17 protein-coding genes are annotated in these 15,208 nt (G+C 55.9%); 3 read left to right on the top strand and 14 right to left on the bottom strand.

Features of this window, described 5'->3' with window-relative positions; all coding sequences use genetic code 11:
* Positions 1-149 precede the first annotated feature (149 nt).
* Positions 150-992, top strand: a complete 843-nt coding sequence (gene sseA / locus OGV83_RS10305; protein WP_024130118.1) for a 3-mercaptopyruvate sulfurtransferase — start codon at positions 150-152, stop codon at positions 990-992.
* 90 nt (positions 993-1,082) lie between these two features.
* Here the strand turns inward: sseA and sseB are convergent, their stop codons facing one another.
* The 11 genes from sseB to trmJ form a co-directional block, all read right to left on the bottom strand.
* On the bottom strand, positions 1,083-1,859 hold the full coding sequence (gene sseB / locus OGV83_RS10300) for an enhanced serine sensitivity protein SseB (RefSeq protein WP_012131255.1): 777 nt from the start codon (positions 1,857-1,859) through the stop codon (positions 1,083-1,085).
* A gap of 94 nt (positions 1,860-1,953) precedes the next feature.
* Complete coding sequence (gene pepB, locus OGV83_RS10295) at positions 1,954-3,237, bottom strand: aminopeptidase PepB (protein ID WP_049010618.1); 1,284 nt, start codon at positions 3,235-3,237, stop codon at positions 1,954-1,956.
* Positions 3,238-3,296: 59 nt separating this feature from the next.
* A complete protein-coding gene (gene iscX, locus OGV83_RS10290) occupies positions 3,297-3,497 on the bottom strand; it encodes a Fe-S cluster assembly protein IscX (protein ID WP_012131252.1) in 201 nt (66 codons plus the stop codon).
* Between the two features lie 11 nt (positions 3,498-3,508).
* The gene (gene fdx / locus OGV83_RS10285; protein ID WP_012131251.1) at positions 3,509-3,844 is read right to left on the bottom strand and encodes an ISC system 2Fe-2S type ferredoxin; all 336 of its coding nucleotides are present in this window, start codon (positions 3,842-3,844) and stop codon (positions 3,509-3,511) included.
* Between the two features lies 1 nt (position 3,845).
* A complete protein-coding gene (gene hscA, locus OGV83_RS10280; RefSeq protein ID WP_200029195.1) occupies positions 3,846-5,696 on the bottom strand; it encodes a Fe-S protein assembly chaperone HscA in 1,851 nt (616 codons plus the stop codon).
* Between the two features lie 15 nt (positions 5,697-5,711).
* Positions 5,712-6,227: a co-chaperone HscB gene (hscB, locus tag OGV83_RS10275; protein ID WP_012131249.1), complete on the bottom strand. Its 516-nt coding sequence runs from the start codon at positions 6,225-6,227 to the stop codon at positions 5,712-5,714.
* 95 nt (positions 6,228-6,322) lie between these two features.
* Complete coding sequence (gene iscA / locus OGV83_RS10270; RefSeq protein WP_004104506.1) at positions 6,323-6,646, bottom strand: iron-sulfur cluster assembly protein IscA; 324 nt, start codon at positions 6,644-6,646, stop codon at positions 6,323-6,325.
* A 17-nt stretch (positions 6,647-6,663) separates the two neighbouring features.
* Positions 6,664-7,050, bottom strand: a complete 387-nt coding sequence (gene iscU, locus OGV83_RS10265) for a Fe-S cluster assembly scaffold IscU (RefSeq protein ID WP_002913991.1) — start codon at positions 7,048-7,050, stop codon at positions 6,664-6,666.
* A gap of 27 nt (positions 7,051-7,077) precedes the next feature.
* Positions 7,078-8,292 carry a cysteine desulfurase gene (gene iscS, locus OGV83_RS10260; protein ID WP_024130117.1) on the bottom strand — a complete coding sequence of 405 codons (1,215 nt, stop codon included), beginning with the start codon at positions 8,290-8,292 and terminating at the stop codon, positions 7,078-7,080.
* Positions 8,293-8,536: 244 nt separating this feature from the next.
* Positions 8,537-9,028 (bottom strand): Fe-S cluster assembly transcriptional regulator IscR, encoded by a 492-nt coding sequence (iscR, locus tag OGV83_RS10255; RefSeq protein WP_012131246.1) that lies wholly within the window; start codon positions 9,026-9,028, stop codon positions 8,537-8,539.
* Positions 9,029-9,259: 231 nt separating this feature from the next.
* Positions 9,260-9,991 (bottom strand): tRNA (cytosine(32)/uridine(32)-2'-O)-methyltransferase TrmJ, encoded by a 732-nt coding sequence (trmJ, locus tag OGV83_RS10250; protein ID WP_071258072.1) that lies wholly within the window; start codon positions 9,989-9,991, stop codon positions 9,260-9,262.
* Between the two features lie 118 nt (positions 9,992-10,109).
* On the opposite strand from trmJ, the gene suhB reads away from it, so the two are divergent.
* The gene (suhB, locus tag OGV83_RS10245; protein ID WP_024130116.1) at positions 10,110-10,913 is read left to right on the top strand and encodes an inositol-1-monophosphatase; all 804 of its coding nucleotides are present in this window, start codon (positions 10,110-10,112) and stop codon (positions 10,911-10,913) included.
* A gap of 104 nt (positions 10,914-11,017) precedes the next feature.
* Here suhB and OGV83_RS10240 read toward each other — a convergent pair whose 3' ends face one another.
* Both OGV83_RS10240 and OGV83_RS10235 read right to left on the bottom strand, forming a co-directional pair.
* Positions 11,018-11,998, bottom strand: a complete 981-nt coding sequence (locus OGV83_RS10240) for a nickel/cobalt transporter (RefSeq protein ID WP_058667903.1) — start codon at positions 11,996-11,998, stop codon at positions 11,018-11,020.
* On the bottom strand, positions 11,989-12,627 hold the full coding sequence (locus OGV83_RS10235) for a DUF1007 family protein (protein WP_047461991.1): 639 nt from the start codon (positions 12,625-12,627) through the stop codon (positions 11,989-11,991). The genes OGV83_RS10240 and OGV83_RS10235 overlap by 10 nt, the downstream gene beginning before the upstream one ends.
* A gap of 124 nt (positions 12,628-12,751) precedes the next feature.
* On the opposite strand from OGV83_RS10235, the gene csiE reads away from it, so the two are divergent.
* Positions 12,752-14,029, top strand: a complete 1,278-nt coding sequence (gene csiE / locus OGV83_RS10230; protein ID WP_286463537.1) for a stationary phase inducible protein CsiE — start codon at positions 12,752-12,754, stop codon at positions 14,027-14,029.
* Here the strand turns inward: csiE and OGV83_RS10225 are convergent.
* On the bottom strand, positions 14,024-15,163 hold the full coding sequence (locus OGV83_RS10225; protein ID WP_115608962.1) for a 3-phenylpropionate MFS transporter: 1,140 nt from the start codon (positions 15,161-15,163) through the stop codon (positions 14,024-14,026). The two genes, csiE and OGV83_RS10225, sit on opposite strands and share 6 nt — an antisense overlap.
* Positions 15,164-15,208: the final 45 nt, after the last annotated feature.

The following is a 15,208-nucleotide window of genomic DNA, read 5'->3' as shown; positions in this document are numbered from 1 at the left end:
TCCCGTTGTGAAAGCCAGTATTCGTTATATAAGTTCTGATTTTTTCATCAGAAATGTGGTTTCACCAGCCAAATCAGCCTCTTTTACTTGTCCCTTTGCGGTAAACGTCCGACAATTTGGCATTATTATGGCAAAAGATGGAGACGCCTATGTCCACCTCCTGGTTTGTCGCCGCCGACTGGCTGGCAGAGCATATCGACGATCCGCAAATTCAAATTATCGACGCCCGCATGGCGCCTCCCGGACAGGAAGACAGGGATGTTGCGGGTGAATATCGTTCAGGCCACATCCCCGGAGCACTCTTTTTCGATATTGAAGCGCTCTCCGATCACACCTCGCCGCTGCCGCATATGATGCCGCGCCCGGAAGCCTTCGCCGTGGCGATGCGTGAACTGGGCGTACACCAGGACAGACATCTGGTGGTCTACGATGAAGGCAACCTGTTTTCCGCCCCGCGCGCGTGGTGGATGCTGCGAACGTTTGGCGTAGAAAACGTCTCAATTCTTGCCGGTGGTCTGGCAGGCTGGCAGCGCGATGAGCTGCCGCTTCAGGAAGGCGAAGTGGAACTCCCGGAAGGGGAATTTGACGTTAAATTCACGGCGGAGAAGGTTGTGCGTCTGACCGATGTACTCCTGGCGAGCCATGAAAGAACCGCGCAAATCGTTGATGCCCGCCCGGCGCCACGGTTTAATGCCGAAGCCGATGAACCGCGTCCGGGTCTGAAGCGTGGCCATATCCCCGGCGCGTTGAACGTGCCCTGGACGGAGCTGGTGCGTGAAGGGGAGTTAAAAACGACCGATGAACTGGACGTCATTTTCTTCAGTCACGGCGTCAGTTTTGACAGACCGATTATCGCCAGCTGCGGTTCAGGTGTCACCGCAGCGGTCGTGGTGCTGGCGCTCGCCACGCTGGATGTGCCCAATGTCGCGTTGTATGACGGCGCATGGAGCGAATGGGGTGCGCGTAATGATTTACCGGTAGAGCCGGCCTGACGTTTTGTAATGTGCCGGATGGCGCTTGCGCTTATCCGGCCTACCGCGCGGGTTGTCCCGGATGACGTTAACGCCATCCGGCTACCGGGATCAGATAATCCGATTCTGTTTGAAATCGCGCAGGAACCCGCCCCAGCGGCGCTCGTAGAACGGCGCGATGTGCTCGGTAATAAAGTGGCTGATGCCCTGCTCACCTTTTTTCACCTGACAGATATCAATCGGTTCATCGCCGGGCAAGGTATCAGTCGCCACGCTGCCCGCCGCATGAATGATCTCTTCGATGTCGCCATCCGCTTCAATGCCAATCAACAGATTCGGCTGGGCGTCATTGCTCTCTTTAATGGTGCAAAGAAAGGCGCGCTTAACCAGTTTGATGGTTTTAAACAGCGTGGTCAGGGAGTCGATCATCTGCGCAGGTGGTTCTGCCACCTCAGACAGAATCAGCGATTCACCGCCTTCCAGCACTTCCTGTGTACTCAGCGGATTGCCCTCTTCACCGATCAGATGGCTGATCTCACGCGGCATAAACTCTTTGCCGGTAGGCAGTTTTGCGTTCAGGAAGAGCGTTTCGCCGAGCGTCATTTCAAATAACGTGCGCACCGGCATCACCACGAATGCCTGCTCGTCTTCTACCGCCTGCTGCAAGGCTTCCAGAGAGGTAAAAAACGGGATGACCGTCGTGCCGTCTTCTTTTTCCCAGTGCTGCAAATCCAGCGCGCTATCGTCAACAATCGCTTCGCCTTCAGCCGCTGTGCCTGGCACCCAGACGGTGGACTCCAGTAAGGTACGGAAAAATGCCGGACGATGCGCGGGTTCAGTCGCCGCCTTCTCCAGCAGGGTTTCTAATTCGTTTTTTGTTTCGGACATAAGGATCACAATAGAGATGCGTGTAGGGCGGGCAAGCGAAGCGCCCCCGCCGTTATCTTGCCGGATAGCGCTAACGCTTATCCGGCCTACATAATTATGCTGTTAACAGGTTAGCGATGGTGCGCACACCCAAACCGGTCGCCCCTGCCGACCACTGCTCAACCGGCGCTTTACGGTAGGTTGCAGAGCAGTCAATGTGCAGCCAGCCCTGCTGGTAGTTTTCGACAAAGTGCGACAGGAAGCCCGCTGCGGTGCTCGCCCCGGCAGGATACGCCGCGCTACCGGTATTGTTCAGTTCCGCAAAGTTAGAAGGCAACTGATTGCGGTGGAACTCCGCCAGCGGCAGACGCCAGAACGGTTCGTTTTCTTCTGCCGCACTCGCCAGCAGACGCCCCGCCAGCGCGTCATCAAAACTGAACAACGCGTGGTAGTCGTTACCCAACGCGGTTTTCGCGGCGCCGGTCAGCGTCGCCGCATCGATGATCAGCTCTGGTTTTTGCGCGCTGGCGTCGATCAGGCCATCCGCCAGCACCAGGCGCCCTTCCGCATCCGTGTTCATCACTTCCACGTTCTTACCGTTGCGATAATGAATGATATCGCCCAGTTTAAACGCGTTGCCGCTGATCAGGTTATCCGCGCAGCACAGGTACAGCTTCACGCGTTTGTTCAGACCACGGGTAATCGCAAATGCCAGCGCGCCCGTTACCGTTGCCGCACCGCCCATATCGGACTTCATCGAGTCCATAAATGCGCTTTGCTTGATGCTGTAACCGCCGGAGTCAAAGGTAATGCCTTTGCCCACCAGACAGGCGTAAACCGGCGCGTCTTTATCGCCGGTTGGGTTGTAATCCAGCGCCAGCAGCACCGGCGCACGATCGGAACCCCGGCCAACGGTATGCAGCCCCATGTAGTTTTGCTCGCGCAGATCTTCGCCTTTGGTAATGCGGTAAGAGACGTGATCGCACGCGACGCTGCACAGCAGATCAACGGCACGCTGCGCCAGCTGTTCCGGCCCCAGCTCTTCCGCCGGCGCGTTAATGGTGTCGCGCACCCAGTCAATAATCGCCAGACGGTTGTCCAGTTCCTTCTGCTTCTCATCGTCAAGATCTGGCCACTCGACCTTGCGGCTGCCTTTCGGCCCTTTGTAACCCTGCCAGAATGCCCAGCTACGCTCCACATCCCAGCCAGCGCCGGTCAGTTGTACGTGTTTAATGCCCAGGCCGTCGATTTTACGCGCCGCGCGCTGGATTAAACCGGAGTCATCTTTACCGTTCAGGTGCAGGGTAATGCCGTCGTTATTGATGCTGTATGTGGCTTTGTCTCCCCAGCGAGCGTCAGCCGGTTGGGTGGAGAGCGTAATTTTCATCGCTTCAGTCATTGTTCTTTTCCTTCTTCGCGCATACAGGAAAACGGGCCACCCGTGGGCAGCCCGTTTATTTATTCAGCTTCGTCCAGCCAGACCAGCAGGATAGCCTCAAGGATCTTTTCATTTGATGCCTGCGGGTCATCATCAAAATCCTCAAGATCGCAAATCCATTGATGCAGGTCGGTGAAACGAACGGTCTTAGGATCGAGATCGGGGAACGCGTCGTACAGCGCCTCGCCGATTTCGCGGCTATCAGTCCACTTCAGTCCCATACTACCCTCTGTTAATGCTCGCGTGCATGGTTGATTGTGTAACGTGGGATTTCGACCACCAAATCTTCATCGGTGACGCGCGCCTGACAGCCCAAACGACTCTCCGGCTCCAGACCCCAGGCTTTATCCAACATATCGTCTTCGTCTTCCGTGCTTTCCGGCAGGGAATCGAAACCTTCACGCACGATGCAGTGGCAGGTCGTGCAGGCACAGGATTTTTCACAGGCGTGTTCAATCTCGATACCGTTACGCAGGGCAACGTCAAGAATGGTTTCGCCGGTCTCAGCTTCCAGAACTGCGCCATCGGGACAGAGATCCTGATGAGGCAGAATAACAATCTTTGGCATATTAAACCTCGTCCACGGAATGGCCTTGCAGCGCGCGACGAACAGATTTGTCCATGCGACGAGCGGCGAATTCCTGGGTTTGTTTGTCTACGTTTTTAATGGCTTGTTCTATCGCGTCAACATCATCGCTCTGCGCAACCTCGCTCAAGTGCGCGGCGGCATCATCAATGACCTGACGTTCTGCGGCGCTTAGCAGCGCGGCATCAGCAGCGAGCGCGCCGGTCAGGCTTTCCAGCACGCGCGCCGCTTCCACTTTTTGCTCTGCCAGCATACGGGCTTTTACATCCTGCTCGGCAAAGCTCATTGAATCCTGAATCATGGTGGCGATTTCGCTGTCCGTCAGACCGTAAGACGGTTTGACCTGGATAGACGCCTCAACGCCGGTGGATTTTTCCATCGCGGTGACGTTCAGCAGGCCATCGGCATCCACCTGGAAGGTAACGCGGATATGCGCCCCGCCCGCCGGCATCGCCGGGAGCCCGCGCAGCGCGAAGCGCGCCAGCGAACGGCAATCCTGCACCAGCTCGCGCTCGCCCTGCATGACATGGATCGACATCGCAGTCTGACCATCTTTAAAGGTGGTAAAGTCCTGCGCGCGCGCCACCGGAATGGTGGTGTTACGCGGGATCACTTTCTCCACCAGGCCACCCATGGTTTCCAGCCCCAGCGACAGCGGAATCACGTCCAGCAGCAGCATTTCGCTGTCCGGCTTGTTGCCGACGAGGATATCCGCCTGAATCGCCGCGCCAATGGCGACGACCTTATCCGGGTCGATTGCCGTCAGCGGCGGACGACCAAAAAATTCGCCCACGCGTTCGCGCACCAGCGGCACACGGGTGGAGCCGCCGACCATCACCACTTCCAGCACCTCCTGCGCCTCAACGCCCGCATCTTTCAATGCGCGGCGACAGGCCATCAGAGTACGTTTAACTAAAGCGGCAATAAGGTCATTAAACTGTTCACGGGTGATGTCACCCTGCCAGCCCGCCACATTGACGCTAACGGAATCGGCATCGCTCAGCGCGATTTTTGCCGCGATGGCGGCATCCAGCAGTTCACGCTGGACACGGTTATCGCTGCGATCGGCAATGCCCGCCAACTCGCGGATGTAATCGGCCAGCAGATGGTCGAAGTCGTCGCCGCCGAGCGCGGAATCACCGCCGGTCGCCAGCACTTCAAACACGCCGCGACTCAGGCGCAAAATAGAGATATCGAAGGTGCCGCCGCCGAGGTCGTAAACCGCGATAACGCCTTCTTTGCCGGAGTCCAGACCGTAGGCGATCGCCGCCGCCGTAGGTTCATTGAGCAGACGCAAGACGTGCAGCCCCGCCAGACGCGCCGCGTCTTTCGTTCCCTGGCGCTGTGCATCGTCAAAGTAAGCGGGCACGGTAATGACCACACCATCCAGCTCGCCCGACAACGCTTCCGTCGCCCGCGCCGCCAGCGCTTTCAGGATATCGGCAGAAATACGTACCGGGTTGAGCAGACCTGCCGCCGTTTCAATCATCGGCAGACCATTTTCACTGGCCTGGAACTGATACGGCAGATGGGGATAGCGCGTCTGAATATCCGCCAGCGAGCGGCCCATCATGCGTTTTACCGAGCTGATGGTGTTAGCCGTGTCCTGCGCCGCGTTCGCGCGCGCCGCGTAACCGACCGTGTGGCCCTGCTGCTGATAGTGAACGACTGACGGCAACAGATGGCGACCGTCGTGATCGGCCAGCGTTTCTGCCTGGCCGCTGCGAACGGTCGCAACCAATGAGTTGGTAGTACCTAAATCGATGCCTGCCGCCAGACGACGCTGGTGCGGCGCAGCGCTCAGACCAGGCTCACTAATTTGTAATAAGGCCATATTCGCTTCCGGGAATTAAAAATCGAGCAGCTTTTCTTCGAGTTGTTCGGCGCTGCTTCGCAGTTTATCGAGAAAACGCAGTTTACGCACGGTGTCCGCCGCCACGTCCCACGTCTCGTTGTCCAACTGTTCCACCATCAGCTGATGGCGGGCATCAAACATTGTTTTCACGCGCTTGATGAAACTTTCCAGTCGCGCTTCGTCCTTTGCCTGTTCTATTTCATCAAGCTCTTCACGCAGTTCCAGCTGTTCCATCAAAAACGCGGTATCGCGCACCGTATGCTGCTCGCTGGCCAGATCAAAGCCGTGTAGTGACAGTAAATATTCGGCGCGCGTCAAAGGGTGACGCAGCGTTTGCCAGGCCTGATTAATGGTCGCGGAGTGTTGTACGGCGGCGAGTTGCTCAGCCTGTGTACCGCTGGCGAATTTATCAGGGTGATACTGACGTTGAAGATCCTGAAAACGGAGGCTCAGCGCCTGGGTATCGAGTTGATAGTGGGCTGGCAAGCCAAAGAGGGTGAAGTAGTCCATAACATTCTCAGGGCATCGACTCTCTGATGTTTCAGGGAGTCAGGTAAAACAAACCCCACGCGCAGGTGACCACGGTGGGGTTATCGGTAAGCACGTTACACGTTGAAGCTTTCGCCGCAACCACACTCGTCTTTTACGTTCGGGTTGGTGAATTTAAACCCTTCGTTCAGACCTTCTTTTACGAAGTCTAACTGCGTACCGTCCAGAAATTGCAGGCTCTTACCGTCGATCACGACTTTTACGCCTTTGTCTTCAAACACGGTGTCTTCTGCCGCCGGTTCATCAACAAATTCCAGTACATAAGCCATACCTGAACAGCCGGAAGTTCTCACCCCCAGGCGCAGGCCAAACCCTTTACCACGGTTTGCCAGAAAGGTATTTACTCGCGCTGCAGCACTGTCGCTAAGTGTAATCGACATAACAACCTCAACTCTTCTTATTTTGCTTCACGTTTGCTTTTGTAATCCGCAATAGCGGCTTTAATTGCGTCTTCTGCCAGAATGGAGCAGTGAATTTTCACCGGAGGCAGTTCAAGCTCGTCTGCGATATCGGTATTTTTAATCGCTTGCGCTTCGTCCAGAGACTTCCCTTTCACCCATTCGGTGACCAGGGAGCTGGACGCGATAGCGGAACCGCAGCCGTAAGTCTTGAAACGCGCGTCTTCAATGATACCTTCATTGTTGACTTTAATCTGCAACTTCATCACGTCGCCGCAAGCCGGTGCACCCACCATGCCGCTGCCTACGTTTTCGTCGCTGTTGTCAAAGGAACCCACGTTGCGTGGATTCTCGTAATGATCGATTACTTTTTCGCTGTAAGCCATTATAAATTCTCCTGATTCCGATACCGATTAATGATGAGCCCATTCGATGCTGTTCAAATCCACGCCCTGTTTGAACATTTCCCACAGCGGGGAAAGGTCACGCAGACGACCGATGGATTTGCGCACCAGCTCAATGGTGTAGTCGATCTCTTCTTCAGTAGTGAAACGACCTAAAGAGAAACGGATAGAGCTATGCGCCAGCTCGTCATTCATGCCCAGTGCGCGTAGCACATAGGACGGTTCCAGACTTGCGGACGTACAGGCGGAACCTGAAGACACCGCCAGATCTTTCAGCGCCATAATCAGGGATTCGCCTTCAACGTAGTTAAAGCTGACGTTGAGAATGTTCGGCGCGCCCTGTTCCAGGTCACCGTTCAGGTAAACTTCTTCGATATCGTTGATGCCGTTCCACAGACGGTTACGCAGCGTACGCAGACGCGCCATCTCGGTTTCCATCTCTTCTTTCGCGATACGGTAAGCTTCGCCCATACCGACGATCTGGTGTACAGGCAGCGTACCGGAACGCATACCGCGCTCGTGACCGCCGCCGTGCATCTGCGCTTCGATACGAATACGCGGTTTACGACGCACATACAGCGCGCCAATCCCTTTCGGGCCATAGATTTTGTGGCCGGAGAAGGACATCAGGTCTACTTTCAGCTGGCTCAGGTCGATAGGCAGTTTGCCCACGCTCTGGGTGGCGTCAACGTGGTAGATAATGCCACGCGCACGGCACATTTCGCCGATGGTCGCGATATCCTGCACCACGCCGATTTCGTTGTTAACATGCATGATGGACACAAGAATGGTGTCATCGCGCATCGCCGCTTCGAGTTCTTTAAGATCGATAATGCCGTTGCTCTGCGGCGCCAGGTAAGTAACCTCAAACCCTTCGCGCTCAAGCTGACGGCAGGTATCCAGCACGGCTTTATGCTCGGTTTTGCTGGTGATGATGTGCTTGCCTTTTTTCTGATAAAAGTTGGCCGCACCTTTAATCGCCAGGTTGTCGGATTCAGTCGCACCGGAGGTAAAGACGATTTCACGCGGATCGGCGCCAACCAGTTCTGCGATCTGGTTGCGGGCGATATCTACCGCTTCTTCAGCTTGCCAGCCGAAACGGTGTGAACGAGAGGCCGGGTTACCAAAGGTTCCGTCCAGGGTCAAAAACTGCATCATTTTCTCGGCAACACGCGGGTCCACCGGCGTGGTTGCGGAGTAATCGAGATAGATCGGTAATTTCATTGCTCTATAAACTCCGTACATCGCTTCAATGCAAGGAATCAGGCAACCGGCTGGATGTACGACCGAGTACACGGGGCGAGTAAACGCCCCGGCCTGATTCTGAAATCTATTATAATTTTTTACCCTAACTGTTTTGCGGTGCAGCAAGGCGACAAGCTTGTGAAACCCAGGCGCTTACATAAGTAAGTGACCGGGATGAACAAGCGCGGCCAACGCAGCAGCGCCCCGAAACAGGGCGGGTAAATTACGCGCGCAATTTGACGTCGATTGCGTCTTGCGTACGGGTGCTACGTGGCGCGTCATGGGTGTGCTGACGATCAGACACATCCAGAACTTCCTGGTTATTCACCAGTTCGCCCAAGGTAATGTTGTTGAGGAAACCGGTCAGACGGTCACTCAAATCACGCCACAGCGCATGCGTCAGGCATTTATCGCCGCCCTGACAGCCGCCTTTGCCCTGACAACGGGTCGCATCTACCGACTCGTCAACAGCGCTAATCACTTCGCCAACCGCGATGCTACCTGCGTCTTTACCCAACAGATAACCACCGCCTGGGCCACGTACGCTGGAAACCAGACCATTTTTACGCAAACGTGAAAACAGCTGTTCCAGATAAGAAAGGGAAATTCCCTGACGTTCAGAAATATCAGCCAACGGTACCGGGCCCGCTTCGGAGTTGAGCGCAACGTCCAACATTGCGGTCACGGCATAACGCCCTTTAGATGTCAGTCTCATGTCTTACTTAACCTCAAACTCGCCCCTGCCCGGGGTTTTTTATTGTAAAATGGGGGTATTGCATAGCAGGGTCAAGTCTGACATTCCCGACTAAATCAGTCAACTATTTACTTGACTAATTTAGTCAGGTATTTAACCTTCAGTGCCGTTTCTGTTTGCCGGATGGCGCTTCGCTTATCCGGCCTACAATATTCGGCCTGCAAATCGTGCAGCCATCCGGCATCAACACGCTTACTTGCCTTTATTCTGCTGCTCAATAGAAGCAAGAATGCCGCGCAGGATGTTCAGTTCCTGGCTTTCCGGGCGCGCACGCGTAAACAGACGACGCAGTTTGTTCATGACCTGCCCCGGATGGCCTTCACGGATGAAGCCAGTTGAAAGCAGCGTCTGCTCCAGATGGCCGTAAAAACGTTCCAGGTCGTCCACCAGCGGATATGGCGTCTCTTCATGTTCCGCCGCCTCGTCGTTTTCCTGCGTTGCCAGCCAGGCCATACGCACTTCGTAGGCGATCACCTGTACCGCCATCGCCAGGTTGAGCGAGCTGTATTCCGGGTTTGCGGCAATCGCCACATGGTAATGGCATTTTTGCAGTTCGTCGTTGGTCAGACCAACGCGCTCGCGGCCAAAGACCAGCGCAACCGGCGTATTCGCGGCTTCCGCCACGCTTTTCAGACCGCATTCGCGCGGGTCCAGCATCGGCCACGGCAGCGTGCGGGAACGCGCGCTGGTGCCGACCACCAGGCTACACCCTGCCAGCGCGTCATCGAGCGTATCGACGATCTGCGCATTGCCGATCACATCGCTGGCGCCAGCCGCCAGCGCGATAGCCTGGGAATCCGGCTTGACCAACGGATTTACCAGCCACAGGTTTGTTAAACCCATTGTTTTCATGGCGCGGGCAACAGAACCCATATTGCCGGTGTGAGAGGTTTCCACCAGCACAATTCGAATATTTTGCAGCATTGTCTTTCTTCGGCTAAAGATTATTCGGGCATATTATCATAAAACGGAGACATATTCCGAACTCGCTGCTATACTCTGCGCCGTTTTCCCGTTCTTTAACATCCAGTGAGAGAGACCGATGCATCCGATGCTGACCATCGCCGTGCGCGCAGCGCGCAAGGCGGGTAATGTAATTGCCAAACACTACGAAACGCCTGACTCAGTAGAAACCAGCCAGAAAGGCAGCAATGATTTTGTGACCAACGTCGATAAAGCCGCCGAAGCGATTATTATCGAAACGATCCGCAAATCTTACCCACAGCACACCATCATTACCGAAGAAAGCGGTGAACATGAAGGTACCGATCAGGATGTTCAATGGGTTATCGATCCACTGGATGGCACCACCAACTTTATCAAACGTCTGCCGCACTTCGCGGTATCTATCGCCGTACGCATCAAAGGCCGTACTGAAGTCGCGGTAGTTTACGATCCTATGCGTAACGAACTGTTCACCGCCACTCGCGGTCAGGGCGCACAGCTGAACGGTTACCGTCTGCGCGGCAGCACCGCGCGCGACCTGGATGGCACCATCCTGGCGACCGGTTTCCCGTTCAAAGCCAAACAGTATGCGACCACCTACATTAATATCGTTAGCAAACTGTTCACCGAATGCGCTGACTTCCGTCGCACCGGTTCTGCTGCGCTGGATCTGGCGTATGTGGCTGCGGGTCGCGTTGACGGTTTCTTTGAGATCGGTCTGCGTCCGTGGGATTTCGCCGGCGGCGAACTGCTGGTGCGTGAAGCGGGCGGCATCGTCAGCGACTTTACCGGCGGCCATAACTACATGACGACCGGTAACATCGTGGCCGGTAACCCGCGCGTGGTTAAAGCGATGCTGGCAAGCATGCGCGACGAATTGAGCGATGCGCTGAAGCGTTAATCGTTTGATGCCGGATGACGGCTAGCGCCTTATCCGGCCTACCAGGGGAGTTTCCCGTAGGCCTGATAAGCGAAGCGCCATCAGGCATTCATCCTACAACTGTGCTAAAACGGTCTTAATCCCCTGCCCACCGGCACCGCACTCATCCACATCACCACCGCCGCCACAACCAAAATCACGCCACCGGCTAACGCCAGCGTTGTCCATCCCACTTGCCGCCACAATACCGGCGTTTTATTGCCGCTTAATTTTACCGCCAGCGTGCGGAAACTGTGGACCAGCAACGCCAGAGAGGTAATGGTCAGCGAGGTTCCCGCCGCCATCGCCAGCGCCGACGCCATTCCCCAACTAAAGACGCCAATAACTTTACTGAACAGCAGCACCATAATCGCGCCGGAACAGGGGCGCATCCCCATCGACAGAATAATCATCAGCCGCGCGCGCCAGTCATCGCCATTCCTGAGTTGCTCTGGGTTCGGCAGATGCTGATGCCCACAGCCGCAATGTTCGTGGTGAACATGATGCGGCGTAAATGAGATAAATTTCGGCTTGCGCAGCAGCGCGCGAAGCGTCTTTAGCGCCCGCCAGCAAAGCAATATTCCCAGCACGCCGACTAACGCATAACTGCCCTTCTCCAGCCAGAAGCTGCTCAGATGTAACTGCCTCGCCGGAAGCTGCAATACCGTCAGCACCACAACCACCAGCGCAATGGCCACCAGCCCCTGCAACAACGATGAGGCCAGCGTCAGGCCGATGCTTGATTTCAGCTTTGATGGATGCGTCGCCAGCCATGTGGTAATCACCACTTTACCATGACCCGGCCCCAGCGCATGGAGTACGCCATACAGAAAGCTAAACAACAGCAGCGAACCGCCCGCCTGCGCCGGATTCGCCGCTACCGCTTTTAATAAGGCGCTCATCTGCTGATTCACTTCCCGCTGCCAGACAATGCTTTTCACCATCACCTGCGGCCAGGCCTGCCATAACCACAGCCCGCCCGCGATGGCCAGCAACAGAAATACCGCCAGCGGCCACAGCGGCAGCCAGCGTCGGGAGCGCGGACGTTGTTGGGAGATTACTGACATTGCACCGTTACCTTCTGCGCGAACTGTTTACCCAAATCCATATCCTCCGGCGGCGCGTCTTCTTTATCCAGCGACTGCGCAAAACTGAGCGTCTCTTCACTCGGCGTCGGCGTATGCACGCTCATGCTGCATTGTGTGCTTAACGCCTGCGGCAACGAGGCGTCCCGATCGTTGGCGTAGCTCATATCCACATAGTATGTGGGATCGAAGGTCGAGAAAGTATAAGTCTGGCCGCTCAGCGGCTGCGGTTCAGCCAACGGCAGGACAAACGTCAACACCGCCTGGTGCGCTTCCCGTTCCATTCCATATTCCGTCGGGCGATTTTTAAACTTAACCTTTTGTCCGTTGTGCCACACTTCGGTGAAGTAGTGCTGGCCGAGCACGTTCGCCATCACTTCCGCCGCCAGCTTTTTCCATATCTCCGAACCGGGCTTCGCGTCTCCCGCGTCGTAAAGCAGGTCTGCGGAGGTGATTTCATCCATCGTCCAGCGCATTTTTAGCGCCACAAACCGATCGTTTTCACTCACCAGCTGCGTCTGCAATCGAATAAAGCTATGAGGGTGCGCCTGCGCTGTGAAAGATAAAACAGCGAGAAAGAGTGTTAAAGCGCTGCGTTTAACTAATTGCATCTGTTCCTCACGTTAAAAATTCTGTGATGCTCGCCAGCATTCCTGGCGTAAAGCCCTCTTATAACCATTTCCACGCACAAACTTTAGCTATCCTTATCAAACAAACTAACGGGAGACCAGACAGATGATGCCAACGCTTACTTCGCCGTCTGTACTTTCTGCTCCCCAGCGCCGCTGCCAGGTTTTACTGACGCTTTTCCAGCCGGGGCAAATCGCCACCACGGAAACATTCAGCGCGCTCAATGGCGTCGATGATGAAATTGCCCGTGAGGATATCACCGAAACAGGCCTGGAGATCCAGCGCTATCATCGACTCGCCATCACAACGGGTCAGAACGGACGCTACCGAATCGAGGGGGCTGCGCTCAACCAACGTTTGTGCCTTTTACACTGGCTCAGACGCGGCTTACGCATATGCCCGACCTTCATTACGCAACAGTTTACGCCGGCATTAAAAACCGAGCTTAAACGGAGAGGGATCGCGCGTACGTTGTATGACGATACCAATCTGCATGCGCTGATCAACCTTTGCTCGCGGCGGCTGCAAAAACCGTTTGAATGCCGGGATGTGCAGTTTCTGCGGCTGTTTTTACAATATTGCCTGCTACAGCATCATGCGGGCATCGCACCGGCGTTTAATCCGCTACAGAAACAGTGGGTGCAGTCCTGCGCCGAATATCCGCTCGCGCTGGAGATTGGCCGTCACTGGCAGCGCCGCGTCATGCAAAACGCGCCGCCCGACGAAACGCTGTTTATGGCTTTACTGTTTTCCATGATTCGCATCCCCGACCCTATCCACGACAACCATCAGCAGGATCGCCGCCTGCGCCTGGCTGTCGCCCGGCTGGTGTTGCGCTTTCGGGAAATGGGGCAGGTGCGCTTCAGCGACGAACAGGGACTTAACGACCAACTCTATGTGCACCTTGCCCAGGCGCTGAGCCGAAGTTTATTCGCCATTGGTATTGATAACACGCTGCCGGAAGAGTTCAGTCGCCTCTACCCTCGGCTGGTGCGCACCACGCGTGACGCCCTCGCCGGGTTTGAAAGCGAATACGGTGTGCGTTTCTCTGATGAAGAGACTGGGCTGGTCGCGGTGATTTTTGGCGCATGGCTGATGCAGGAGAACGACCTGCACGAAAAGCAGATCGTGTTACTGACAGGCAATAACGGCGAACTGGAGGCACATATTGAGCAGCAATTACGAGAACTGACGCTCCTGCCGCTCAATATTAAGCATGTGCCGACGCAGACCTTCCAGAAAGAAGGTTCGCCGCGCGGCGTGGCGCTGATTGTCACCCCGTATGCCACACCGCTGCCGCTCTTTTCGCCGCCGTTGATTCATGCGGACCTGTCGCTTACCGCACACCAACAGCAGCAGATCCGCAAAATACTGGAATCATGATGACGCGGCGACGTTAGGCCGTAAGAAAATAGCAGGCAACGCCACCAATGCCATCACCCAGAATACGCCGTTCCCTAAATGCTGATACAGGAATCCGGCGAATACGGTCATGATGGCGATGCTGCCGCCCATCGCCACGGCAGAATAGACCGCCTGTAGACGAATCACTTCGCTTCCCTGGCGAGCGGCGATATAACGCATCGCGGCCAGATGGCAAACGGTAAAAGTGCCGCAATGCAGAATCTGGATCGCTATCAGCCACGGCAGCGCGGTGCTCCAGCCCATTAATCCCCAGCGGATGACGCCGCATACGGCGGAGAGCAATAGCAGATCGCGAGCGCTAAAACGGCGGAACAGTTTGTTGCTCAGCGCAAAAATAACCACTTCCGCCACCACGCCCAGCGACCACAAATACCCCACTGCCGAGGCGGAATAGCCCGCCCCCTGCCAGTAAATCGCGCTGAAGCCGTAATAAGCGGCATGCGCGCCTTGCAGCAGGCACACGCAGGCGAGAAAGCGCCAGCTCTGGACGACGAGCGTACGCCAGGCAGGCCAGCCCGCGCTCTCCTGGTGACGGCTTTCCCCCTGCGGCAATACGCTCGGTCGCAGCAGCATACCTAGCAGCATCGAGGCCACCCCAAGCGTCAATAGCCCCAGAATCGCCTGATAATCAAAGAGGCTCACCAGTTTCCCGGTCAACGCCGAGCCGATCACAAACGCAATAGACCCCCACAAACGCACCCGGCCATAGTCCATCGTTAACTGTTTTTGCCAGGTATTGGCCAGCGCATCGGTGAGCGGCACCAGCGGCGAGAAGAAGAGGTTAAAACCGATCATCACCACCATCAGCCACGCAACGTGCGTCCCTGCCCAGAATGCGAGGGCAAACACCAGCGTCAGCAGCGCCAGAAGGCGTACCGCAGAAATCAAGCGGGAAGGATCGCTCACCCGTGGCGCAATCAACAGGCTACCGAGGAAACGCGCCACCAGCCCCGCCCCCAGCAGGAGACCGATGGTTTCCGGCGTCAGTCCCAGGCCTTTAAGCCAGACGCTCCAGAATGGCAGAAAAATACCGTAGCTAAAGAAGTAGGTAAAATAACCGAGCGCCAGCCAGCGCGTGGAGTGCAAAACCATGATTCCCTCCCGTATGGAGGCGATAGTCTGGCGATAAATGCAGGC

The organism is Citrobacter sp. CK189 (genome assembly GCF_030333505.1).
In the GTDB taxonomy this organism is placed as follows: Bacteria; Pseudomonadota; Gammaproteobacteria; order Enterobacterales; family Enterobacteriaceae; genus Citrobacter_B; species Citrobacter_B koseri.
This window is presented reverse-complemented; position numbering and strand designations above follow the sequence as displayed.

Coding starts and splice junctions, on each gene's coding strand:
- sseA (WP_024130118.1), top strand. CDS start 150: ATGTCCACCTCCTGGTTTGTCGCCGCCGACTGGCTGGCAGAGCATATC.
- sseB (WP_012131255.1), bottom strand. CDS start 1,859: ATGTCCGAAACAAAAAACGAATTAGAAACCCTGCTGGAGAAGGCGGCG.
- pepB (WP_049010618.1), bottom strand. CDS start 3,237: ATGACTGAAGCGATGAAAATTACGCTCTCCACCCAACCGGCTGACGCT.
- iscX (WP_012131252.1), bottom strand. CDS start 3,497: ATGGGACTGAAGTGGACTGATAGCCGCGAAATCGGCGAGGCGCTGTAC.
- fdx (WP_012131251.1), bottom strand. CDS start 3,844: ATGCCAAAGATTGTTATTCTGCCTCATCAGGATCTCTGTCCCGATGGC.
- hscA (WP_200029195.1), bottom strand. CDS start 5,696: ATGGCCTTATTACAAATTAGTGAGCCTGGTCTGAGCGCTGCGCCGCAC.
- hscB (WP_012131249.1), bottom strand. CDS start 6,227: ATGGACTACTTCACCCTCTTTGGCTTGCCAGCCCACTATCAACTCGAT.
- iscA (WP_004104506.1), bottom strand. CDS start 6,646: ATGTCGATTACACTTAGCGACAGTGCTGCAGCGCGAGTAAATACCTTT.
- iscU (WP_002913991.1), bottom strand. CDS start 7,050: ATGGCTTACAGCGAAAAAGTAATCGATCATTACGAGAATCCACGCAAC.
- iscS (WP_024130117.1), bottom strand. CDS start 8,292: ATGAAATTACCGATCTATCTCGATTACTCCGCAACCACGCCGGTGGAC.
- iscR (WP_012131246.1), bottom strand. CDS start 9,028: ATGAGACTGACATCTAAAGGGCGTTATGCCGTGACCGCAATGTTGGAC.
- trmJ (WP_071258072.1), bottom strand. CDS start 9,991: ATGCTGCAAAATATTCGAATTGTGCTGGTGGAAACCTCTCACACCGGC.
- suhB (WP_024130116.1), top strand. CDS start 10,110: ATGCATCCGATGCTGACCATCGCCGTGCGCGCAGCGCGCAAGGCGGGT.
- OGV83_RS10240 (WP_058667903.1), bottom strand. CDS start 11,998: ATGTCAGTAATCTCCCAACAACGTCCGCGCTCCCGACGCTGGCTGCCG.
- OGV83_RS10235 (WP_047461991.1), bottom strand. CDS start 12,627: ATGCAATTAGTTAAACGCAGCGCTTTAACACTCTTTCTCGCTGTTTTA.
- csiE (WP_286463537.1), top strand. CDS start 12,752: ATGATGCCAACGCTTACTTCGCCGTCTGTACTTTCTGCTCCCCAGCGC.
- OGV83_RS10225 (WP_115608962.1), bottom strand. CDS start 15,163: ATGGTTTTGCACTCCACGCGCTGGCTGGCGCTCGGTTATTTTACCTAC.